Here is a 21,046-nt window from a genome sequence, read left to right as displayed (position 1 = left end):
GATATTGATAGCATCAGAAAATTCCTGGATGAGCAGATGACATCGAATTCGGATAAGGCGGAGACGGTCGAGCAGTTGCTCGAAACGCCGGACCTTGCCAGCGCGCTGGAAAGCGAACAATTCAAGAAGTTCCTCGACCAGGTGCCAATTGCAATCGCCGTTTCGGATGTCAGCGGGCAGGAACGTGTCGTCTATGCCAATCCGGAGTTCGAGAAACTGTCCGGTCTGAAGGCGGCCAAGCTCGCCCAGAAGAATTGGGCGGCACTTTCCGGCATCGGCCTGCACCAGCAGAAGGATCGCGCGCTATCAAGTGCGGTGGTCGACGAAACCGATTTCGTCGGTACCTTCCGACTGGAGCGGGCCGAGGACAAGCCTGCAATCGTCGACGTCTATTCCAACGTCATCGAGGATGACAATGGCAGAGCCTGCTTCCGGCTGGTGGCTCTGGTCGACGTCTCGGCCCATGGCGAGACCGAAGATGCGCGCTCGATCGAAGAGCGCGTTCGCGAGAAGGACACGCTGTTGCGGGAATTGCAGCATCGGGTGAAGAACAATCTGCAGATGATCACCGCCCTGATCCGTCTCGAAACGCGCAACGCGGCCGAGCCGGACCGCAACCGCTTCGAAAGACTGGCCGGCCGCGTCGACGCCCTGGCCATCCTTTATCAGACCCTGTCGGGCGAGGAGCACAAGGAAGAGGTCGATCTCGGCGTTTATCTCAGCCAGATCGCGTCCGCCGTAATGGCCTCGCATGCTGTCGAGGGCATTCGCCTCGACATGAAAGTGGACACCTATCCGGTCTCGGTAAACGTTGCCATGCCCACTGGCTTGGTGGTCAACGAACTGCTGACCAATGCGCTCAAGCATGCATTTCGCGGGCGCGACAGTGGCACGATCACCCTGCACAGCGTCGTAAACGGGGATGGCTGCCGCGTCGTCGTTGCCGATGATGGGATCGGGTTGCCGGACGGCGAAAGCTGGCCCAAGCGAGGCAAGCTCGGCGCGCTCATCGCACAGTCGCTGAGCGAGAACGCCAAGGCGGAGTTCCATGTAACCTCCAGCGCTGACGAAGGCACCCGGGTCACAATCGTGTTCAAGCGCTCTGCCGCCGCAGCCTAGACTGGATACTGAAATGGCGCTTCACCCGCGCTGGACCGGCCAGCCTGCTGTGATCTATCCGCAGCAAGGTTGCGAACCGGCGGAAGGCTCGCAACAGGCCTTGGCTTTCCGCTCTTCCTCCAGCCAACGGTCGCGCGGCTTGCAGCTTGCAGGCCGGGGCGAAAGCTCGACATGCACCGCGCCGTCGACCAGCCGGGGAAGGGCGGCCCGATAAAGCGCGATCGGGTGCACACCGTCGCTGACCTCGAAGGTGAGCCGCGCGGAAGGGTCAAGGTCGACATGCTCCGTCACCTTGCGGATGATCGCGGAGAATTTCGCGGCCGGCATATGCGTGCGGTCCTCGTCGACGTCCCAGAGCTGGACGAAGATCTCGGCCCAGGCTTCCGGATTGGCGCCGCAGTCCAGCGCTGCGAACGTGCCCGCCTTCACCTCGGTGACGTGGTAGCCGGGCCGCACCGGCCGGCCATCGTAGACAAACACCAGCTGCCTGTCCTTGTGGCCGGCCAAAAACCCCAGCAGGCCAGCGATGGTGATGTCCTCGGGATCACTGACGATGGAGAGTTCAAATTCCCGATTGTCAGAGGCGAGCATGTGCGGTAATCCTTGTTTCAACATTTCTAGGATTGTTGAAATATGGATGAACGTCAAGCCCTGTCCGCCTTCGCGGCGCTTTCGCAGGAGACGCGTCTGCGCATCCTGCGGCATCTGGTGATCGCGGGTCCTGATGGTATTGCCGCAGGCGCCATCGCCGAGAAGGTCGAGGTCTCGGCGTCGAATGTGAGCTTCCACCTGAAGGAACTCGAACGGGCTGGGCTGGTAAGCGTGCGCCGCGATTCCCGGTCCATGGTCTACAGCGCCGAATATGAAGCGCTGAGCGGGCTCATCCGCTTTTTGATGGAGGATTGCTGCTCCGGACGGCAGGAGATTTGCGCGCCGGCGCTGGCGCCGGGCTGCTGTGCGGCCGATGCGCAAGAGACGGCTCAATGACGGTCGAGCGCCAATTCGACCTGCCGCGCCGCCTGGTCGCGGAAAGCCTCGGCACGGCGCTGCTGGTGGCTACGATCGTCGGTTCAGGCATCATGGCGCAGTCGCTGACGACCGACGGCGCACTGGCACTTCTCTGCAACACGCTGCCAACCGGTGCGAGCCTGGTCGTGCTGATCACAATCCTCGGCCCAATATCCGGTGCCCATTTCAATCCGGCCGTGTCGCTCGCCCTCGCTCTGTCGCGCCGCCTGTCGGCCAGCGATTGCACCTTGTATATACTGGCCCAGCTTGCCGGCGGCATTGCCGGAACAATGATCGCGCATCTGATGTTCGGGCTGGCGCCGCTGGCGCTGTCGACGCATGGCCGCACCGGCGCCGCGCGGTGGCTTTCGGAAGGCGTCGCGACTTTCGGCCTGCTCGCCGTCATCCTCGCGGGCCTGCGCTTCGAACGCGCTGCCGTGCCGTGGCTGGTCGGCCTCTATATCACCGCTGCCTACTGGTTCACCGCCTCGACGTCCTTCGCCAATCCGGCGGTCGCGGTGGCAAGGGCGTTCACCGACACCTATTCCGGAATCAGCCCGGCAAGTCTTCCCTGCTTCATCACCGCCGAGTTCGCCGGCGCCGGCATTGCCTTGGCGCTGATGACTTGGCTGCTGCAACCGCAATCCGAAATCCAACCTCTTGCCGTCAAGGCCACGCCATGACCGTCACCATCTACCACAATCCCGACTGCGGCACCTCGCGCAACACGCTTGCCATGATCAAAGCAAGCGGCGAGGAGCCGGTCGTCATCGAATATCTGCAACATCCGCCCAGCCGGGACCGCCTGCGCCAGCTTATCGCCGCCATGGGAATTCCGGTGCGCGCCTTGCTGCGCGAAAAGGGCACGCCCTATGCCGAGCTGGACCTGGCTGATCCCAAATGGACCGACGAGCAGCTGCTCGACGCCATGCTGGAGCATCCGATCCTGATCAACCGGCCGATCGTCGAAACACCCAGGGGGACGCGACTGTGCCGGCCGTCCGAGCTCGTGCTCGACCTGCTTGACCATCCGGCGACCCATTTCACCAAGGAAGACGGCGAGGTGGTCACCGGTGACCGTGGCATCAGGTGATCGGGGCCTTTCCGAGCTCGATGCCTCGGAACGCGCGCCGACAGCCGCAATTGCCGCCCTTGGGGTCACCCAGATCATCGGCTACGGCACGCTCTATTACAGCTTCAGTATCCTTACCGCCGACATGGCGAGGGATTTGGGATGGCCGACCGAATGGATTTTCGGCGCGCTTTCGGCCGCCTTGCTGGTTGGCGGCCTGACGGCGCCGTGGCTTGGACGCTGGATCGACCATTTTGGCGCCGGAAAAATCATGACCGCCGGCTCGGTCCTTGCAGCGGCGGCACTGGCCGCCTGCGCCTGCGCTCCCACAGCCGTGGCCTTCGTGGCAGCGCTGATCGTCCTCGAAGTGGCATCGAACCTGGTGCAGTACGGCGCCGCCTTCGCGCTGCTGGTGCAGATAAGGCCACATGCCGCGCAACGCAGCATCACCTATCTCACCCTCATTGCCGGCTTCGCATCGACCGTGTTCTGGCCGATCACGTCAGCCTTGCACGCGCACATGTCCTGCCAGAGCGTCTATCTTGTCTTCGCAGGGCTGAACCTGCTTGTCTGCCTGCCACTGCACGCCTGGCTCTCGCATGGGCTGGCCAAAGGGAGGCGGGCGGCAAACGCGCCGCCACGGCATATCAGGGGATCGCTTCCCGCATCCTCGCGGCCGCTCGGCCTTGCGCTGATGGTCACTGCCTTCTCGCTGCAGAACCTGATCGCCGCCGCCGTGCTTGTGCATATGGTGCCGCTGCTTTCGGGGCTTGGCCTCGGCGCGACCGCCGCCATGGTCGGAACGTTGTTTGGGCCCTCACAAGTGTTGAGCCGCTTCGTCAACATGGTCTTCGGCGGCAAGCTGTCGCCCCTGATGCTCGCCACTATCTCGGCCAGCCTGATGACAACCAGTGTGGTCGTGCTGGATAGCACCGCGCCTTCAATCGCCGGGGCGATGGCGTTCGCCGTCGTCTTCGGCATGGGCAACGGGCTTTTCAGCATCGTCACAGGCTCGTTGCCGCTCACATTGTTCGGCAGCGAGGGCTACGGCCGGCTGCAGGGGCGGGTCATGGCGGCCCGGCTGATCGTCTCGGCCGTGGCGCCCTTTGCCCTGGCATTCGCCATGGTGCATATCGGCATTGCCTGGTCGCTCGGAGCGATGGCGCTTCTGGGCAGTGCCGCGCTGCTCGTCCTTGTGGCGATCACCAGACTGCCGAACGCGCGCAACGACCGGGTGTGATGTCCGACGGCGATGCCCGCCGGTTCATGCCATTTGACCGTGCCCTCATCGAGGCATCCGCGCTGTCTCACGACAGCAAGGCCGGTTCAGCCTATTGCGTTCCTGCCAGCAGGTTTGCGCCTGCCGGCATGGAGGATGAAGCACAAGTGACATCAATGCCGGTTGCCAGCCGCGAAGCAGCACCCTTGCCGGTCGCGGCACTGATGGGCGCCATGGTGTCGATCCAGATCGGCGCCACCTTCGCCAAGACGCTGTTCCCGGTGATCGGCGCGCAAGGCACGACGACGCTCAGGCTGGTCATCGGCGCGCTGATGCTGATCGCGGTGCTGAGGCCCTGGCAGATGCGGCCCTCACGCGCCACTCTGCCGTGGCTCGTCGCCTATGGGGTGACGCTATGCGCGCTCAATCTTCTGTTCTACGCAGCGCTTGCCAGGATCCCGCTCGGCGTCGCGGTGGCGCTGGAGTTTTCCGGTCCCCTGCTGGTGGCGACGCTGACCTCGCGGCGGGCCAGCGACTTTGCCTGGATCGCGCTGGCGGTCACCGGCATCGTCCTGTTGTCGCCCTTCGTCCGCTCGCTACAGCCGCTTGATCCGGCCGGCGTGATGCTGGCCCTGGCGGCCGGCGGATTCTGGGCGCTCTATATCGTGCTGGCGCAGAAGGCGGGCGCGGAGCTCGGTACCCGCACCACCGCCTATGGCATGGCCATCGCCGCCGTGCTGGTGCTGCCCTTTGGAATTGCCGAGGCGGGAAGCGGGCTGCTCGCGCCATCGATCCTGGTCAGCGCGCTGCTCGTCGGCCTCTTTTCCAGCGCGCTGCCGTTCTTCCTGGAAATGGTTGCGCTGACCCGCATGCCGGCGCGTATCTATGGCACGCTGACCTGCCTGGAACCGGGGCTCGGCGCGCTGGCCGGGTTTTTATTCCTGCGGGAAAGCCTGACCATGCCGCAACTGGCCGGCATCGCCGCCGTGATCGTTGCCGCCGCCGGCACCGCGCTGACCTCGAAGCCGCCGGTGCCTTCGCCGGAGTAGGGGCGGACGCCAGGACCGCCCGGCGACGTCAATTTGGCGCGAGCCGGCGGCCTGTTGTCGTCAGAATTTGACGCTGAGGTTTGCCTTCGCGCCCTGGTCGACCGTGCCGCCGCCGAACTGTCCGGTATAGGACAGGCCGAGCGTCGCGTTGGCCGACATGTTGAGGTCGAAGCCGGCCTCGATCACCGCTGCGTCCCTGGCGATCGGCACGCCGCCGATGGTGAATTGATCGCCGCCGGCAAAGGCGAGGGCGGAAGTCGGTGTGACGTCGCCGAAGGCGTGGCGCCAGCCGAGCATGCCGCGCGCCGTGGTCTTGACGCCGCCAAGCGCAAAATCGGTCGAGCCGCGCATGCCGAGCGTGGTGAAGGTAGCGTCGGTGTTCGAACCGGCGCTGGTCAGTGCCGCCGCACCACCCTGTTCGCTAAAGCCGTCGGTTCTCACATTGACATAGGCGAGATTGGCGAACGGCTCGAAGTGGAAGCGGTCGGCATCGACCTTGTAGGCAAGCTCGCCGAACGCCTGCGCGGTGCCGGCTTCGTAATCGGCCGACAGTGCGTTGGCAAAACCGTTGAAGGCGACGGAGCGCTTGGTCGAGAGGCTGCTCCAGCTGTAGGCGGCGCCGCCGCGGAAGGCGATGGCGCCCCAATTGGTGCCGCCATAGAGACCGAGATGGTAGTTGTCGCTCTTGCCGGAGGAATTGCGATCGTCGGCGTCGAAGGACGAATGGCTGTAGCCGCCGAGAGCACCAACGCGCCAGCCGCCGACCAAAGTGTCGGCGCCGGCCAGCAGGCCGCCGGTGGAGCGGTCGAAGGCGGCGGCATTGCCGTCGCTGTCGGTACTGCCCCACGAACCGAAAGCCTGGCCCCAGACGGCGAAGCGGTCGGTATCGGCGGCGACCATTTCGGGCCCGCCTTCGCCATAAGCCATGACCGGCAACGCTGCCGCACCAATATCGCCGAAGGCGGCGCTGATGCGATTGCTGGCGGCGTCGCGGACGAAGCGGCTGTCCTCGAGCAGCATGCCCTTGGCCGAGGCGTGAATTTCGCCCGAAAGCTGGTCGAAAGCGTCCTGGGCGGCGGCTTCACTCGGCAGGGCGAAGATGGCATCAAACAGCGGATTGCCGCTGCCAAGGCTTTCGGCGCCGCCGCCGGTGGCGATCTGATTGGGCGTCAGGCCTACACTGGCAAAGCTTGCCTTGGCCAGGTTGAGATAGACATTGTTCGCGTCATAGGTGAGCGTCGGCGCGATGAAGATCGAGCCGCCGGTTTCAAGACTGACCTTGTCGAAGGCGCCGGTGACACCGCCCGCCGCCGTGACGATCGTATAGGTCGTGCCGGTCGCATAATCCGGATAGGGGATGACGTCGACCGTGCCGCCGCCGATCGTCACCGTACCGGTGGCGCTGATCCGATCGGATGTGCCGCCGCTTTCGACTTCAACGGCATAAATCGAACCCGCCGAGAAGGCTGTGTTGCTGACATTGATCGTGCCGATCGAATTGCCCGGTGCAAAGGTCCCGCCCGAAGCAATGGTCACACTGCCTGCCGTGCCCGACCCGCCAAGCAGGCCGCCGGTGACATTGATCGCGCCGCCGAGCAAGCCGTTGACATAGAGGCCGCCGCCGAGAACGTTCGTCGTCCCGGTGAAGCCGGAGGAATTACCGGTCAATTTGGTGTAGCCGGCGATCTGGTTGATCGTCCCCAGTCCGCTGATCGCCGAAGCGAAGCCATTGTTCGCGCTGGTATGGTTGAAATTGAGCGTGCCGGTGCCGGCGCCGAACTGCAAGGTGGCCGAATCGAGGACGCCGGCGCCCGCCGCCGCGGAGCCCGCCGCGCCGCCGATGTTAAGCGCGCCGACGGAGCCGGCTTGGCTGGCGATCACGGTAACGCCGTCCACCAGAGCGGTGCCGCCGTTGGAGAGTGTCACCGAAGCCGTGCCGCCGAAACCGATATCCAGGTCGCCGTGCATCTCCCAGAGCGAGGCCGGGCCATCAACGGTTGCCTGGCCGGTGGCACCGGCGGCGAACGCCATGTAGGTGCCGCCGCCGGAGGCGACGCCGCCATTGGTGACGGCAAGAGTGCCGCTTCCGAGACCGGCAAGATACATGCCGTTCTTGTTGGTCCACTTCGAGCCCACGCCGTCGACGGTAACCGCACCGGTGGCTGTCGCCGCCTGGCCGACAAAGACGGAATCCGCATCCGCTGAACCGCCGCTGGCGATGGAAAGTGTCGCGTGACCGGCGCTTCCCAGGATAAGATTGTCATCGGTGCTCCAGGAGGATCCCGCCCCGTCCACCGTCACGGTGGCGGTCGCGGTTTCGAACACCGCGAGGAGCGCGGCCTGGTTGAGGACATGGCCGCCATCGGCGACCTGGAGAGTGCCGGCGCCCTTGAAACCGAGGAACATGTCGCCGGAATTGGTCCAGCTCGAACCCGGTCCATCGACCGTGACGGTGCCCATGGACCCGGCGTCGTAGCCCACAGAGCCAGTCTGGTTGCTGACGGCGCCGCCATTGATGATGTCGATCGTGCCGGTTCCTGATTGGCCGACGATGAGTTTGCCGGTATTCGCCCAGTTCGAACCCACGCCATCCACCGTCGCGGTTCCGCTGGAGCCCTGATAGTAACCTAAAGTGCCGTCTACGTCGTTGAGGGCACCACCTCCCGACACGGAAACGGTGCCTGCTCCGCCAACGCCCACGGTAAAGTCGCCGATGTTCATCCAGGTCGAGCCGATGCCATCGACAGTTGCCTTGCTCGAAGAATCAACCGAACCGCTTCCGGCGCTTACGACGCCGCCATTCGTGATCGCCAATGTGGAGATCGAACCGGCGCCGACCTGTAGAAAGCCGCTGTTGGACCAATTCGAACCCGAACCGTCCACGATACCGGTACCTACGCCGGCACCGTACCCAAGCACGGCATTGACATCGCTGACACTGCCTCCATTTGTAATGTTCAACGTGCCGGAACCATCGAGCCCGACCTGCATATCGCCGCTATTGGTCCAGGTCGAACCCGCGCCATCGACGAACACCATGCCGGCCGAGCCTGCTTTCGCGCCAATGGCCCCCGCGCCATTGCTGACCGTGCCGCCATTCGAAATCGTCAACGTGCCAGTGCCGGCGTCGCCGACAAACAGGCTCGACGCGATGCTCCAGATCGAACCTATGCCGTCGACCGTCGCCGCGCCCGTCGAGCCCGCCGTGGCACCGACAAAGCCGATGTTGCTGCTGACAAGGCCGCCGTTCTGGATGTTCAGTAAGCCAGTGCCGCCATACCCAACGTAGAGGCCGCTCGTGTCGCTCCATGTCGATCCGCTTCCGGTGACCGTAAGGGTGCCACTCGAATCGGCATTGATGCCGATGTAACCCGCCATGGCGCTCACCGCGCCGCCGTTCTGGATCGTCAGCGCGCCGGCACCGTAATTGCCGATGGAGAGAAAGCCGGAATTGGTCCAGTGCGAGCCCGCGCCGTCCACCGTCGCGGCGGCGGCCGGGCTGAAATTTTCACCGATATAGCCGTTGGTGTTGCTCACCGTGCCACCGTTCTGGACCGTCAGCGTGCCGGCGCCGTTCCAGCCGACATAAAGCTCGCCGGAATTGGTCCAGGACGAGCCGGCGCCGGCGACTGTCACGGCGCCGGTCGAGCCGGATTTGGAGCCGATCTGGCCGCTGGCGCTGCTCACCACGCCGCCGCTCTGGATCGTGAGCGTGCCGGCGCCGCCCCAGCCGACAAGCAGATTGCCGGAATTGGTCCAGGACGAGCCGACGCCGGTGACAGTCGCCGAGCCACTGGAACCGGCCTGCTCACCAATCGAACCGAGGGAATTGCTTACAGCGCCGCCGTTGGAGATGGTCAGAGTGCCGGCGCCGGCATGGCCGATGAAGAGCGACGAACTGCTGGTCCAGGTCGAGCCGGCGCCGTCAACCGTCGCCGTGCCGGTGGAGCCAGCATGCCAACCGATGGTGCCAACGGCATTGCTGACCGCGCCGCCATTGGTGATGTCCAGCGTGCCGGTGCCAAATTCGGCGACGTAGAGATCCCCACTGTTGGTCCATGTCGAGCCCGGGCCGTCCACCGTTACGGTGCCGGTGCCCAGGCCGTAGCCGACATGACCCACTTTGTCGCTCACAGCGCCGCCGCCGGAGATCGTCAAGGTGCCTGTGCTGCCGGTGCTCAAGGCAAGGAAAACGTCCGAACTGTTGCTCCAGACGGAGCCTGCTCCAGTGACGCTCACGGTGCCGCTCGCGTCCGAAACGTAGCCGAGATAGCCGACGGTGTCGGAGAGGGTGCCTCCATTGGTGATCGCCAGCGAGCCCGAGTAACTCGAAATGGTGCCCATAAGCAGATAATGGGCGGCCGCATTCGCCGCATCGACCACGGTCGGGTGCGGGAACACCGGATCGAGAATGACATCGTCGCTCGATGTCGGAACAGCGGCGGGGTTCCAGTTTCCGGCGGTAAACCAATCCGTGGAGGTGGCGCCGGTCCAGATCTCGGCTGCCGAAGCGGGGATCGGCTGGCCAAGGCCTACCAGTGCCGTCGACGTCAGCGCCAGATATTTCAAAGCGCCAGCCTTGCGGCCTACAAAACCATTCCGCGGCATTCGATCCCCTGACATGACAGTCGTTTCGCCCTGAGGCTGACATGTCATCGGCGCCCGGCTGTTGTCTTGGGCAAGGCCGCACTGGAATTGGACTGGAGTGAGGTGCCGTGCCTTTTTCGCGCACTGTGGCAGTTCGGCGTCATCGGTCACGCAGGGCGATGCGGAACGGCCTCGCACGGGGCGGATACCGGACTGCTGGCGAAAGCCGCAAAACTTATCTGGCGCCTGTCGGCGTATGGCCGAAGCGGCGACGAAAGCAGCGGTTGAAGTACGATACGTCGCTGAATCCGTTTGTCAGGGCGATGTCACTGACCCGCATGTCGCTGTGTTTGTGCGAGAGCATTCTGTGGGCGCTCCGCAGACGCAGTTCGAGAACGCGTTCGGAGAAGCTCATTCCCGTCTCCTGAAGGAGGTCGTGGACGTAGCGCACCGACAGGCCGAGTTGTTGGGCAACACTTTGGGCGGAGATGCCGGGATCGATAAAATCCTCGGCGATCCTTGCCAGGACGGCCTCCAGTCTGGCAGCGCGCGGGCCGCGAAGTCCGGCCAGTTCGGCAGCCCGACCTTTTGCGCCGGTCGCCAGGCCGATCAGATCCACGATCGTGTCCGTCGCGTGCGTGATCAAATCCACCGAGGCAAGCGGGCTGCCGCTTTCAAGAAGCAGGCAATAGCGTTTGAGGAGGTCGAGGGCTTCGCTGTCGGCGCCGATCTTCAGCCCCAGCCTGTCATCGATCCGCGGGAAGGCGCGCAGGAGGATCGCGCGTGGGACCACCACATTCATCCAGACATTGCTGTCGGCACCGTTCATTTTCAGAGCTTCCGATGCGGTGACAAGCACGGCCTCTCCCTGACCGACGGCATATTCGCGGCCGACATGTACCCCTGACAACACGCTGTCGGCCTTGTTGATCAGCAGCAAATAGCCGTCCTTGTCGTCATTGGCGATGTTGCTCGCTTTGCTTGTGGCGTGCTTGACCGGTCCGGACATCTGGCCGAGAACCGCTGAACCGACAGCGGTGGCTTCGAAGTGCGGGTTTTCCGGACTGCCGTATTCGGCCGACCATGTTTCCGCGACATGGATGTCTTGCCACGGGGAAAATCGTTCTCGTTCGTCAAGATGCGGTGGCAACCGAGCCGATGAAAGCACCGTCTTTCGCGACAATGGAGAACCTCGACAACTGTCCCGGCTTAAAAAATATCGAACGCGATGCTTTCCATTGCGACAATAACCGGCAACAGTGGCGACCGGCGTTCAAGCGATCAAGTTCAACCTGTAGTCGAGAGCCGCCGCGACTTGCGTCATCCAAAAGTATGATGTCACAAATTCCTCCGAGGCGAGATCGGGGTGTGCCAGGAGGTGTGGTGGAAAGGCTGAGCAGCGAAGTCCTGAGTTCGATAATCGGCGATATCTATGATTGCGTATTGAACCCGGAAGGCTGGGCCGGAGTCATGACCCGCGTCACCAAAGCCGTCGACGCGGCCTATACCACCATCGCGCTTGCCGGCACCGCTCATAATAGCGGCCGTTTCGCGGCTCAGTCGCCTTGGGATCCGATGCGGATGCGGGCCCTCGAGGAAGACTATGACTTTGATGGAATTCCCGGACTGAAGGAAGCGGTCGTCGGCGATGTCGACCGGCCCGTTGCGACGCTGTCGCTCATGAGCGAAAGCGAACTCCAGCTGACGCCGTTTTTTCAGAACTGGGCCAAACCGCAGGGACTGCGCGAGGCTTGCATCACCAAATTCGTCCATACGCCGGACCGAATCGGGCTTCTGGGCTGCACCACGCGTGCCAGCCGGGGAGGCATTTCGACCGAAGAGCAGCAGTTCCTGGCATTGCTCTCGCCGCATCTGCGCCGTGCTTCGCTGATCGGCGATCTGCTCGACCAGAGCCGCGTCACCATCGATCTTTATCGTCAGGCGCTCGATCATTTGGCTGTGCCTGTCGTGCTCACCCACGCCAATGGAGCAATCCTCCATGCGAATGCGGCCGCCGAACAGATGTTTTCGGTGCAGGGGCCCATTCTCTCAAGGAACGGCCTGCTCCAGGCACAGAATAGGGTGGTGGCCCGCGCCCTGCTCGACGCGATCGCCAGTGCGGCCAGCGCGGATGCCTCGCTTGGCGCGCGCGGCATAGGGCTGCCGGTTTCGGCCCAAGGCCAGCCGCCCGCCGTCGCCTATGTGTTGCCGTTGACTGAAGGAACGGCGCGCGCGGTTTTCCGGCCGGCATGCGCGGCTGTGTTCATATCGACGACGACATCGGCTTCTCCTCTCCCGGAGGCCGTTCTGACCACGCTGTTCGATCTTACGCCCTCGGAGGCGCGGGTGCTGCTGCGGATCGGCAGCGGATTGTCAGCGTCGGAGAGCGCGTTGGCGCTCGGCATTGGCGAAAACACCTTGAAGACCCACCTCAATCGAATCTTCGCCAAAACCGGCACGAGACGCCAAGCCGACCTCGTCAAACTCGTGTCGGACATAGGCATGCCGCTGGCGGCCCATGGGCCCTGAAGCCGGAGCGCGCGGTCTCTACCGCCAGCGGGTCAGGGGCTTTACCGCCAGGGCGGCTCCGGCGCGAAGCGCTTGCCGATCCAGTCTGTGAAGGCGCGGGTCTTGGCGGCTTTTCCCTTGGCCGCCGCCGGCACGTCGCTAACCTCCGAGCCGCCGGTGCCGTCGCCGGAGTAGGAGAGGCCGTCTCTTCGGTCGTCGCCGATCTCCGACGTCGGCGCCTTCATGGACTTCGCAAGAATACAACCCATATTGAGTCCATGGAGCTTTGAGCGTGACCTTCGCGCGGGTGGCCCTTCTTGCCGCGGCCTTCGTCGTCGCGGCTGTGCTTTCTCTCTTCTCCTCAGCCGGGAGCGAAAGGGTTGCGCTGAGCGTCGCCATTGACGGCGCCATCGGGCCGGCAAGCAGCAGGCAGCTCAAGGAAGCGCTCGATGCCGCGGCCAGGCGGGACGCGGCGGTCCTCATCCTGCAGCTCGACACGCCGGGCGGGCTGGTCACGTCGATGCGCGAGATGATCGCCGACATCCTGGCGTCGCCGGTGCCTGTCATCGGCTATGTCGCGCCGGCCGGCGGCCATGCGGCAAGTGCCGGCACCTATATCCTCTATGCAACCCATGTCGCGGCGATGGCGCCCGGCACCAATCTTGGTGCGGCGACGCCGATGGAGATTGGCGGCATGCCGTCGCTTCCGGGCGGCGACAAGGGCGATCAGAAGGACGTGGGCGATCAGAAGGACGTGGGCGACCAGAAGGACGTGGGTGACCAGAAGGGCGGGGGCGACCAAGCCGGCGGGCGGCCTGCGGGCGACGCGATGATGGCCAAGGTGACCAATGACGCGGTCGCCCTGATCCGCTCTCTTGCCGAACTGCGCGGGCGCAACGGCGACTGGGGCGAGAAGGCCGTGCGCGAAGCGGCGAGCCTTTCGGCCAATGCGGCATTACAGGAACATGTGATCGATCTTGTCGCCCGCGACACCACCGAGCTGCTGCAACTGGCCGATGGGCGCACCGTCGATGTGGCGGGCAAGAAAGTGGTGCTGGCGACGAAGGGGCTGCCGGTCGAGACGCTGGAGCCGGGCTGGTTCATCCAGCTGCTTTCCGTCATCACCGATCCGAACACCGCCGTCATCCTGATGCTGGTCGGCGTCTATGGCATCGTCTTCGAGTTCACCAGCCCGGGCGCGGTCGCGCCTGGCGTCATCGGCACCACCTGTCTCGTGCTCGGCCTCTATGCGCTCGATCTCCTGCCGATCAACTATACCGGCCTTGCCCTGATGCTGCTCGGCGTCGTTTTCCTGATCATCGAGGCCTTCAATCCCACCGTCGTGCTCGGGCTCGGCGGCGTGGCCGCCTTTCTGTTCGGTGCCGCCATGCTGCTGCGGGTCGAGGGGCCGGGCTTTGCCCTGTCATGGGCCGTCATCGGTCCCGCCGCCGCGCTGACGCTTGGATTGGCGCTGCTGAGCGGCACCTATCTCTGGGCGGCGCGCCGGAAGCCGCCGCGCGTCGGCGGCGAAGCAATGCGCGGCCAGCCGGCCGAGATCCTCGACTGGCAGGGCGGCGAGGGCCATGTGCTGGCCTTGGGTGAGCGCTGGCGGGCCAGGGCCGATGAACCCGTCGCGGCCGGCGACAGCGTCGAGGTGACCGAGATCGCCGACCTCGTGCTGACCGTGCGACGGCGCGACGCGGGAAGGAATGGAGCAAGGCAATGAACATCGGTTATGTGGCCTACCTAGTGCTTGCGCTTCTTGTGGTCATGTTCCTGTCCGCGGCTATTCGCATCCTCAGGGAATATCAGCGCGGCGTGGTCTTCACGCTCGGCCGCTTCACCGGGGTCAGGGGACCCGGCCTCATCATTCTGATCCCCTTCGTCCAGCAGATGGTGAAGGTCGACCTGCGCGTGGTGGTGCAGGACGTGCCGCCGCAGGATGTGATTTCGCGCGACAACGTCTCGGTAAAGGTCAATGCCGTGCTTTATTTCCGCATCGTCGACGCCGAGCGGGCGGTCATCCAGGTCGAGGACTACATGGCCGCCACCAACCAGCTGGCGCAGACCACGCTGCGATCGGTGCTCGGCAAGCACGAGCTCGACGAGATGCTGGCCGAGCGCGACAAGCTCAACAGCGACATCCAGGAAATCCTCGACCAGCGCACCGATGCGTGGGGCATCAAGGTGTCCAATGTCGAGATCAAGCATGTCGACCTAAACGAGAACATGGTCCGCGCCATCGCCAAACAGGCCGAGGCCGAGCGGCTGCGGCGCGCCAAGGTGATCAATGCCGAAGGCGAGCAGCAGGCGGCGGCAAAACTGGTCGAGGCGGGCCGCATGCTGGCGGCCGAGCCGCAGGCCATGCAGCTGCGCTATTTCGAGGCCTTGCACGACATCGCCGGCGAGCGCTCGTCCACGGTGGTGTTCCCGCTGCCGGTAGACTTGCTCAGCCAATTCCTGAGGCACGGGAAGTGAGGAAAAGGGCATCGGCGGAACTGCCAATCTCCCCCACGTGGGGGAGATTGGCTGTATCTCCGTCTTCGCCAGTCCCGCCACTTCACTTCACCGCCGCCAGGGCGGCTCCGGCGCGAAGCGCTTGCCGATCCAGTCTGTGAAGGTGCGGGTCTTGGCGGCTTTTCCCTTGGCCGAGGGCGTGACGACGTAGACCGCGCCTTCGTCCGCCAGCGTCCACTCCTCCAGCACGGGCACCAGCCGCCCGTCGGCAAGCTCGCGGCCGACCAGCCAATCAGTGCTCATCATCAAGCCGACGCCTTGCACGGCGGCGTCGACCAGCACCTCGGCATCGTCGGTGACCAACGGCCCCGAAACCTCGATGCGTGCGCGCCGGCCCTCGCGGTCGGTCATCTCCCAGGCTGGAAAGGTCTGGAAGCCCGAGAAGCCCAGGCAGGCGTGGTCGAGCAGCGCCTGGGGTGTCTCCGGCCTGCCCTTGCGGGCGAGATAGGATGGAGCGGCGCAGAGCAACCGGCGTCGCGTCGCCACCTTGCGTGCCACCAGGCGCGAATCCTCCAGGCTGCCCAGTCGCACGGCCACATCGAAATTCTCGGCGACCAGATCGGTGAAGCGGTTGGAGAATTCGGCCTCGATGCGGACATCGGGAAATTCGCCGAGGAACCGAGGCAACAGCGGCCCGATCCACATGCGCCCGAACGTGCCGGGCAGCGCCAGCCTGAGCACGCCGCGCGGGCCGCCCCCGGCATGCGCGGACGCGACGGCCTCAGCCTCGTCGACGGATGCGAGGATAGCGCGCACACGCACCAGGAATTCGGCACCCGCTTCGGTCAGCGACACGCTGCGTGTCGTGCGCGAGAGCAACCTCACCCCAAGCCGCGCCTCCAGCGATTGCAGGCGCCGCGACAGGATGGTCGCGTCGCGCCCGACACGTGCCGCCGCCCGGGTGAAGGAGCGCGCCTCGGCGATAGCGGCGAAGGCGGCCATCTCGGCAAGGGCAGCGGGTTCGTGAGATTGCTGCATCGTTCACAGTTCTCAATTGCAAAAAACAAGGATTATCCAGAGATAGCGCAGCAAATAGGTTCACTCAATCGAACAAATCGTCCACCGGAGTGAAACCATGAAGGCCATCGAACTCAGCCAGCCCAGGCTGGACGCCTTCCGCGCCGCCACCGTTGCAACCCCCGAACCGCAGCGCGGCGAGGTGCTGATCCGCCAGCGTGCGGCGAGCCTCAATTTCGTCGATGTGGCGGTGGCGAGCGGCAATTATCCCGGACCGAGTTTCCCGCTCATCCCCGTCGCCGACAGCGCCGGCGAGATCGTCGCGCTGGGCGAGGGCGTTACGAGATCCGCCATCGGCGATCGCGTCGTCGCGCATGCCAAGCCGCGCTGGATCGGTGGGCCGCCCCGGCCTTACGAGATGACGCAGATGCGCGGCGTCTCGATGCCGGGGTCGCTGGCCGAATATGTGGCGCTGCCGGCCAATTCGCTGGTGGCGGTCCCGGCGCACCTCTCCTTCGAGGCGGCGTCGACCCTGCCGATCGCCGGCACCACCGCCTGGAACGCCATCCGCGCCGCCAATGTCGGGCCGGGCTCGGTCGTGGTGCTGCTTGGCACTGGCGGCGTCTCGATCTTCACCCTGCAGCTCGCGAAAGCCGCCGGCGCCACCGTCATCATCACCTCATCGTCGGACGAAAAGCTGGAGCGGGCGAAGGCGCTCGGTGCCGATCATCTCATCAATTACCGCGCGACATCAGACTGGGACGGCAAGGTGCTGGAGCTGACCGGCGGCCTCGGCGCCGACCTCATCGTCGAGACCGGCGGAACCGCCACCTTCGCCCGTGCCGTCAACGCCACCGCGCCCGGCGGCACGCTGTTCACCATCGGCTTCGTCACCGGTGCGGAAGCCACGATCAATCTGCTGCCGATCATCATCAAGGCGCTGAAGGTGGTCGGCAACAACACCGGATCCGTATCCGATCTTTTCGACGCCGCCCGTGCCATCGGCGCGGCCAGGATCGAACCGGTTGTCGACAAGGTGTTTTCGCCTGATCAAGCGAGCGAAGCCTACGCACACATGGCCGCCGGCGGCCTGCATTTCGGCAAGCTGGTGTTCGGGCTGGAGTGGTGAAGCAGCTGATCTCCCCCCTCAAGGGGGGGAGATTGGCAGTTCCACCCTCAGATCAGCTTCTCCAGCGTGATCGGCAGATCCCGCACGCGCTTGCCCGTGGCGTGGAACACCGCGTTGGCGATGGCCGGCGCCATGCCGACGATCGCCAGTTCGCCGACACCCTTGCCGCCGAGCACGGAGGAGTGCAGGTCGGGGATGCCGACCGAGATCACCTCGATGTCGGGGACGTCGGCGTTGGTCGGGACGAGATAGTCGGCGAGGTTGTTGTTGACGATGCGGCCGTGGCGGCGGTCGACGATGCCTTCTTCGAGCAGCGCCTGGCCGATACCCATGATGATGCCGCCTTTCCACTGGCTTTCGGCCAGCTTCGGATTGTAGAGCCGGCCCGAATCCAACGCCGACACCACGCGCGATACGCGCACCGTGCCGAAATCCTCGTCGACGCGCACCTCGACGAAATGCGCGCACCACGAGTGGCGGGAATAGTCGCCCTCGGTGTGCGGTAGCGCCATGGCGATGGTGGTGTAGTTCTTGTAGCGATCCTCTGCCGTCGAATTGGCCGGCATGGTGTCGCCGGTCGCCTCGATGCGGTCGCGGCCGATGCTTTTGAGCAGTTCGGCGATCGAGACATCGGGACCGTCGCCGCGAGGCGAGCCGATGCGGCCATTGGCGACGACCAAAGTGTTGGCCTGCAGCGTGTGGAAGGGCGAGCGCGGATCGCTGATGGCCAAGCCGATCAGCTGGTCGAGCGCCGAGGTCGCCGCCTTGTAGACCGCGCCCGTCATCACGCCGGCCAGCCGTGAGCCGCCAGTGACGCCGGCGCGGGGAAACCGGGAATCGCCGAGCTTCACCACGACGTCGTCTGCGCTCACGCCAACCGTTTCGGCGGCGGTCTGCGCCAGGATGGTGTAGGTGCCCTGGCCCATGTCGATCGAGGAGCTCTCGACCTCGACCGAGCCGTCGGCCAGAATGCGCACCATCGCTTCGCCATAGGCGCGCCGCACCGGATAGGTGCCGGCGGCGACGCCCCAGCCGATCAGCTGGTTGCCGTCGCGCATCGAGCGCGGCTCAAGTGCGCGCCTGGCCCATCCGAAGCGTTCGGCGCCTGCTGCAAAAGCTTCGCGCAACTGTCTGGTCGACCAGGCTTTTTTCGCGTGCGGGTCCTGCTCGGCGTAGTTCTTCAGCCGGATTTCCAGCGGATCGATGCCGACCTCGTAGGCGAGCTCGTCGATGGCGCTTTCGATGCCGAAGGCCGATGGGTTTTCACCCGGCGCGCGCATGGCGCCCGGCACCACCGAATTCACCCGCACGACATTCTGTTTCGAGGAGAAGTTCGGCGTCGCGTACATGATCGAGGTGACCGAACCCAGCGGCTCGACCCACATGCCGTCGATGGACGTTTCGTTCACGCCGCGATGCACGATCGACTGGATCATGCCGTCACGGTCGGCGCCGATCGTCACCGTCTGGCGGGTTGCGGCGCGGCCGCCATAGCTGGTGAAGGTCTGCGGCCGCGTCATCACCAGCCGCACCGGCCGGCCGAGCATTTTCGCGGCACTCGCGGCAATCGCGCCATGGCTGAGCGCCAGTGCCTTGGAACCGAAGCCGCCACCGACATAGGGCGACACCAGCCGCACATTCTCGAACGGCACGGCGAACCATTCGGCATAGGTGCGCGCCATGCCATCCAGCCATTGGCTCGGCTCCCATACGGTGAGATGGTCGCCCTCCCAGCGGGCGATCAGGCCATGCGGTTCCATCGGCGCCTGGTATTCGCGCGGCGTGTTATAGGCGGCGCAGATGCGCACCGGGGCGGAGGCGAAGGCGGCGGACGCGTCGCCCCATTCCTTGGTCATGGCATCGACCGGAATGCCGTCACCGGCCTTGCCGTCGCTGAGGTCGACGATTGCCGGCGTCTCGTCGTAGCTGACCTTGACCAGCGCCGCCGCGGCGACCGCCTGCTCGAAAGTCTTGGCAACGACGGCGGCGACGTGCTGGCCCGAGAAGGTGATGTCGCGCGCCAGCGGACAATAGGGTTTGTCGGGCGGCGGGGTGCCGAACCAGTCCGAGGCGGTTCTCAGGCTGATGATTGTGTCCGGGGTCAGCACCTTGAGTACGCCCGGTGCTGCCTCGGCCGCCTTGCTGTCGATGGCGCGCACCTTGCCGGACGCGATGGTACTTTCGACCAGTGCGGCGTAGGCCAGGCCTTTGAGCTGCTGCTCGACGGCGTATTTGGCGGCACCCGTGATCTTGGCCGGACCGTCGACGCGCGATAGCCGGCCGCCGACCGCGTCCGCGCCGCCGTCGAACGCATCGCCATGTCTGATGTCGTGAACGGTCATGCCGTTTCTCCCATCTTGAGAATAGCCCGTGCGACGACGCGCGGCGCGAGCTCGATCTTGTAGTGGTTGGCGCCTTGGTCGACGGCGCCTTCGACGGCGAGCAGGCTGGCGGCGCGAACAGCTTCGGGCTCCAGCACCTTGCCTTTCAGCGCGGCTTCCACGGCCCGCGCCCGCCAGGGCTTGGTGGCGACGCCACCGAGCGCCACGCGCAGGTCGCGGATGGTGCGTCCGTCGGATTCCAGTTCGAGCCCGACGGCGGCACTGGCCGCGGCGAACTCGTAGGACTGCCGGTCGCGGACCTTCAGGTAGGTCGAGCGGTGGGCAGCGGCGGAAGAGGGGATTTCGATGGCGGTGATCATCTCCCCCGGCTCGATCGCGTGTTCCCTGTCCGGCGTCGTGCCGGGCAACAGGAAAAAGTCATCGACCCGGATGCGCCGATCGCCGAGATGAACTGTTGCGTCGAAGGCGACGAGCGCAGTGGCGAGGTCGCCTGGGTACATGGCGATGCAGGCCTCGCTGGTGCCAAGCACGGCATGGCCCCTGGTGACGCCGCCGATCGCCGAACAGCCGCTGCCTGATACACGCTTGTTGCAGGCCGAAAAGTTCGAGGGATCGCGGAAATAGGGGCAGCGCGTGCGCTGCATCAAATTGCCGCCTATGGTCGCCATGTTGCGGATCTGCGCCGAGGCCGCTTGCCATAGCGCCTCCGAGATGGCGGGGAAGCGGCTCTTGATGTCGTCGTGGTCGGCGACATGGCCCATCCTGGCGAGCGCGCCGATGATGGCGCCGCGCTCGCCGATCTCGATCCGGTCCAGTCCCTTGAGATGGGTGATGTCGACCAGCGTGTCGGGTTCGGTGACGCCGCATTTGGCGAGGTCGATCAGCGTGGTGCCGCCGGCGAGCAGCATGGCGCCGGGGAGCGCGGCCGCCTGGCGGGCGGCGTCGACCGAAGTGGCGCGAAGATAGGAAAAATCCCTCATGACGCGGCCTCCAGCGTTGCCTGGCGCACGGCGGCGACGATGTGCGGATAGGCGCCGCAGCGGCAGAGATTGCCGGCCATGTATTCACGGATTTCGTCGTCCGAGCCGGCATGGCCCTCACGGATGCAGGCCACCGCCGACATGATCTGGCCTGGCGTGCAATAGCCGCACTGGAAGGCGTCCTGTTCGAGGAAGGCAGCCTGCACGGGATGCAGTTCGCCCTCCCGTGCAAGCCCCTCTATGGTGGTGATGGTGCGACCTGCGGCCTGTGCGGCCAATGTCAGGCAGGCCAGCACGCGCTCGCCGTCGACATGGACGGTGCAGGCGCCGCACTGGCCATGGTCGCAGCCCTTCTTGGTGCCGGTCAGGCCGAGCCTGTCACGCAAGGCGTCGAGCAGCGTGACACGCGGTTCGAGTTCCAGCGTGTGACGCTGGCCGTTGATATCGAGATGGACAGGAATTGTGGTCTTGCTCGTCATGGGCGTCTGGCTCCAGTTGCTTGACGCTTGGGGGAATGAATTGGAGTTAGGGTAGGGGGGTCCAACCGTTGCTTCGGACG

General features: G+C 65.1%; 18 protein-coding genes. 10 read left to right on the top strand and 8 right to left on the bottom strand.

Features of this window, described 5'->3' with window-relative positions; genetic code table 11:
- Window positions 1-36 precede the first annotated feature (36 nt).
- A complete protein-coding gene (locus tag FJ960_RS11025) occupies window positions 37-1,119 on the top strand; it encodes a histidine kinase dimerization/phosphoacceptor domain -containing protein (protein ID WP_140713838.1) in 1,083 nt (360 codons plus the stop codon).
- 54 nt (window positions 1,120-1,173) lie between these two features.
- Here the strand turns inward: FJ960_RS11025 and FJ960_RS11020 are convergent, their stop codons facing one another.
- A complete protein-coding gene (locus FJ960_RS11020) occupies window positions 1,174-1,710 on the bottom strand; it encodes a DUF6428 family protein (protein WP_140713836.1) in 537 nt (178 codons plus the stop codon).
- A 42-nt stretch (window positions 1,711-1,752) separates the two neighbouring features.
- Here FJ960_RS11020 and FJ960_RS11015 point away from each other — a divergent pair, with 42 nt between their 5' ends.
- The 5 genes from FJ960_RS11015 (at window position 1,753) to FJ960_RS10995 (ending at window position 5,467) form a co-directional block, all read left to right on the top strand.
- Window positions 1,753-2,106, top strand: coding sequence for a metalloregulator ArsR/SmtB family transcription factor (locus tag FJ960_RS11015; RefSeq protein WP_140509414.1), 354 nt, complete (start codon window positions 1,753-1,755; stop codon window positions 2,104-2,106).
- A complete protein-coding gene (locus tag FJ960_RS11010) occupies window positions 2,103-2,810 on the top strand; it encodes an MIP/aquaporin family protein (protein WP_140713834.1) in 708 nt (235 codons plus the stop codon). Before FJ960_RS11015 ends, FJ960_RS11010 begins: the two co-directional genes overlap by 4 nt.
- Window positions 2,807-3,220: an arsenate reductase (glutaredoxin) gene (arsC, locus tag FJ960_RS11005; protein WP_140713832.1), complete on the top strand. Its 414-nt coding sequence runs from the start codon at window positions 2,807-2,809 to the stop codon at window positions 3,218-3,220. Before FJ960_RS11010 ends, arsC begins: the two co-directional genes overlap by 4 nt.
- Window positions 3,201-4,439 carry an arsenite efflux MFS transporter ArsK gene (gene arsK, locus FJ960_RS11000; protein ID WP_246672712.1) on the top strand — a complete coding sequence of 413 codons (1,239 nt, stop codon included), beginning with the start codon at window positions 3,201-3,203 and terminating at the stop codon, window positions 4,437-4,439. The genes arsC and arsK overlap by 20 nt, the downstream gene beginning before the upstream one ends.
- A gap of 146 nt (window positions 4,440-4,585) precedes the next feature.
- Window positions 4,586-5,467, top strand: a complete 882-nt coding sequence (locus FJ960_RS10995; protein ID WP_140713830.1) for a DMT family transporter — start codon at window positions 4,586-4,588, stop codon at window positions 5,465-5,467.
- 60 nt (window positions 5,468-5,527) lie between these two features.
- Here the strand turns inward: FJ960_RS10995 and FJ960_RS10990 are convergent, their stop codons facing one another.
- Both FJ960_RS10990 and FJ960_RS10985 read right to left on the bottom strand, forming a co-directional pair.
- The gene (locus tag FJ960_RS10990) at window positions 5,528-10,075 is read right to left on the bottom strand and encodes an autotransporter domain-containing protein (RefSeq protein ID WP_140713828.1); all 4,548 of its coding nucleotides are present in this window, start codon (window positions 10,073-10,075) and stop codon (window positions 5,528-5,530) included.
- A gap of 214 nt (window positions 10,076-10,289) precedes the next feature.
- Window positions 10,290-11,063, bottom strand: a complete 774-nt coding sequence (locus FJ960_RS10985) for an AraC family transcriptional regulator (protein WP_246672710.1) — start codon at window positions 11,061-11,063, stop codon at window positions 10,290-10,292.
- Window positions 11,064-11,212: 149 nt separating this feature from the next.
- Here FJ960_RS10985 and FJ960_RS10980 point away from each other — a divergent pair, with 149 nt between their 5' ends.
- A complete protein-coding gene (locus FJ960_RS10980) occupies window positions 11,213-12,583 on the top strand; it encodes a helix-turn-helix transcriptional regulator (protein ID WP_246672709.1) in 1,371 nt (456 codons plus the stop codon).
- A gap of 41 nt (window positions 12,584-12,624) precedes the next feature.
- Here FJ960_RS10980 and FJ960_RS10975 read toward each other — a convergent pair whose 3' ends face one another.
- On the bottom strand, window positions 12,625-12,807 hold the full coding sequence (locus tag FJ960_RS10975) for a hypothetical protein (RefSeq protein WP_140509429.1): 183 nt from the start codon (window positions 12,805-12,807) through the stop codon (window positions 12,625-12,627).
- A 47-nt stretch (window positions 12,808-12,854) separates the two neighbouring features.
- Between FJ960_RS10975 and FJ960_RS10970 the strand changes: the two genes are divergently transcribed.
- Together FJ960_RS10970 and FJ960_RS10965 are read left to right on the top strand one after the other, a co-directional pair.
- Entirely contained in the window at window positions 12,855-14,288 is a 1,434-nt protein-coding gene (locus FJ960_RS10970) for a nodulation protein NfeD (protein WP_140713822.1), read from the top strand.
- Entirely contained in the window at window positions 14,285-15,040 is a 756-nt protein-coding gene (locus FJ960_RS10965) for a slipin family protein (protein ID WP_140509433.1), read from the top strand. Before FJ960_RS10970 ends, FJ960_RS10965 begins: the two co-directional genes overlap by 4 nt.
- A gap of 87 nt (window positions 15,041-15,127) precedes the next feature.
- On the opposite strand, the gene FJ960_RS10960 is transcribed toward FJ960_RS10965, so the two are convergent.
- Window positions 15,128-16,057: a LysR family transcriptional regulator gene (locus FJ960_RS10960; protein ID WP_140713821.1), complete on the bottom strand. Its 930-nt coding sequence runs from the start codon at window positions 16,055-16,057 to the stop codon at window positions 15,128-15,130.
- A gap of 97 nt (window positions 16,058-16,154) precedes the next feature.
- Here FJ960_RS10960 and FJ960_RS10955 point away from each other — a divergent pair, with 97 nt between their 5' ends.
- Window positions 16,155-17,165, top strand: coding sequence for an NAD(P)-dependent alcohol dehydrogenase (locus FJ960_RS10955; protein ID WP_140713819.1), 1,011 nt, complete (start codon window positions 16,155-16,157; stop codon window positions 17,163-17,165).
- A 47-nt stretch (window positions 17,166-17,212) separates the two neighbouring features.
- On the opposite strand, the gene FJ960_RS10950 is transcribed toward FJ960_RS10955, so the two are convergent.
- From FJ960_RS10950 to FJ960_RS10940, 3 genes are read right to left on the bottom strand one after another with little or no spacing between them, the layout of a single operon-like run.
- Window positions 17,213-19,507 (bottom strand): xanthine dehydrogenase family protein molybdopterin-binding subunit, encoded by a 2,295-nt coding sequence (locus FJ960_RS10950; protein WP_140713817.1) that lies wholly within the window; start codon window positions 19,505-19,507, stop codon window positions 17,213-17,215.
- Entirely contained in the window at window positions 19,504-20,487 is a 984-nt protein-coding gene (locus tag FJ960_RS10945; RefSeq protein WP_140713815.1) for a xanthine dehydrogenase family protein subunit M, read from the bottom strand. The genes FJ960_RS10950 and FJ960_RS10945 overlap by 4 nt, the downstream gene beginning before the upstream one ends.
- A complete protein-coding gene (locus FJ960_RS10940) occupies window positions 20,484-20,966 on the bottom strand; it encodes a (2Fe-2S)-binding protein (RefSeq protein WP_140713813.1) in 483 nt (160 codons plus the stop codon). The genes FJ960_RS10945 and FJ960_RS10940 overlap by 4 nt, the downstream gene beginning before the upstream one ends.
- Between the last annotated feature and the right edge of the window lie 80 nt (window positions 20,967-21,046).

This window comes from Mesorhizobium sp. B2-3-11 (assembly GCF_006442215.1).
Taxonomy (GTDB): Bacteria; Pseudomonadota; Alphaproteobacteria; order Rhizobiales; family Rhizobiaceae; genus Mesorhizobium; species Mesorhizobium salmacidum.
Note: the sequence above shows the minus strand (reverse complement) of the source record. Positions and strands in the feature narration are given on the sequence as shown.

Coding starts and splice junctions, on each gene's coding strand:
- FJ960_RS11025 (WP_140713838.1), top strand. CDS start 37: ATGACATCGAATTCGGATAAGGCGGAGACGGTCGAGCAGTTGCTCGAA.
- FJ960_RS11020 (WP_140713836.1), bottom strand. CDS start 1,710: ATGCTCGCCTCTGACAATCGGGAATTTGAACTCTCCATCGTCAGTGAT.
- FJ960_RS11015 (WP_140509414.1), top strand. CDS start 1,753: ATGGATGAACGTCAAGCCCTGTCCGCCTTCGCGGCGCTTTCGCAGGAG.
- FJ960_RS11010 (WP_140713834.1), top strand. CDS start 2,103: ATGACGGTCGAGCGCCAATTCGACCTGCCGCGCCGCCTGGTCGCGGAA.
- arsC (WP_140713832.1), top strand. CDS start 2,807: ATGACCGTCACCATCTACCACAATCCCGACTGCGGCACCTCGCGCAAC.
- FJ960_RS10990 (WP_140713828.1), bottom strand. CDS start 10,075: ATGCCGCGGAATGGTTTTGTAGGCCGCAAGGCTGGCGCTTTGAAATAT.
- FJ960_RS10985 (WP_246672710.1), bottom strand. CDS start 11,063: ATGTCCGGACCGGTCAAGCACGCCACAAGCAAAGCGAGCAACATCGCC.
- FJ960_RS10980 (WP_246672709.1), top strand. CDS start 11,213: ATGAAAGCACCGTCTTTCGCGACAATGGAGAACCTCGACAACTGTCCC.
- FJ960_RS10975 (WP_140509429.1), bottom strand. CDS start 12,807: ATGAAGGCGCCGACGTCGGAGATCGGCGACGACCGAAGAGACGGCCTC.
- FJ960_RS10965 (WP_140509433.1), top strand. CDS start 14,285: ATGAACATCGGTTATGTGGCCTACCTAGTGCTTGCGCTTCTTGTGGTC.
- FJ960_RS10960 (WP_140713821.1), bottom strand. CDS start 16,057: ATGCAGCAATCTCACGAACCCGCTGCCCTTGCCGAGATGGCCGCCTTC.
- FJ960_RS10955 (WP_140713819.1), top strand. CDS start 16,155: ATGAAGGCCATCGAACTCAGCCAGCCCAGGCTGGACGCCTTCCGCGCC.
- FJ960_RS10950 (WP_140713817.1), bottom strand. CDS start 19,507: ATGACCGTTCACGACATCAGACATGGCGATGCGTTCGACGGCGGCGCG.
- FJ960_RS10945 (WP_140713815.1), bottom strand. CDS start 20,487: ATGAGGGATTTTTCCTATCTTCGCGCCACTTCGGTCGACGCCGCCCGC.
- FJ960_RS10940 (WP_140713813.1), bottom strand. CDS start 20,966: ATGACGAGCAAGACCACAATTCCTGTCCATCTCGATATCAACGGCCAG.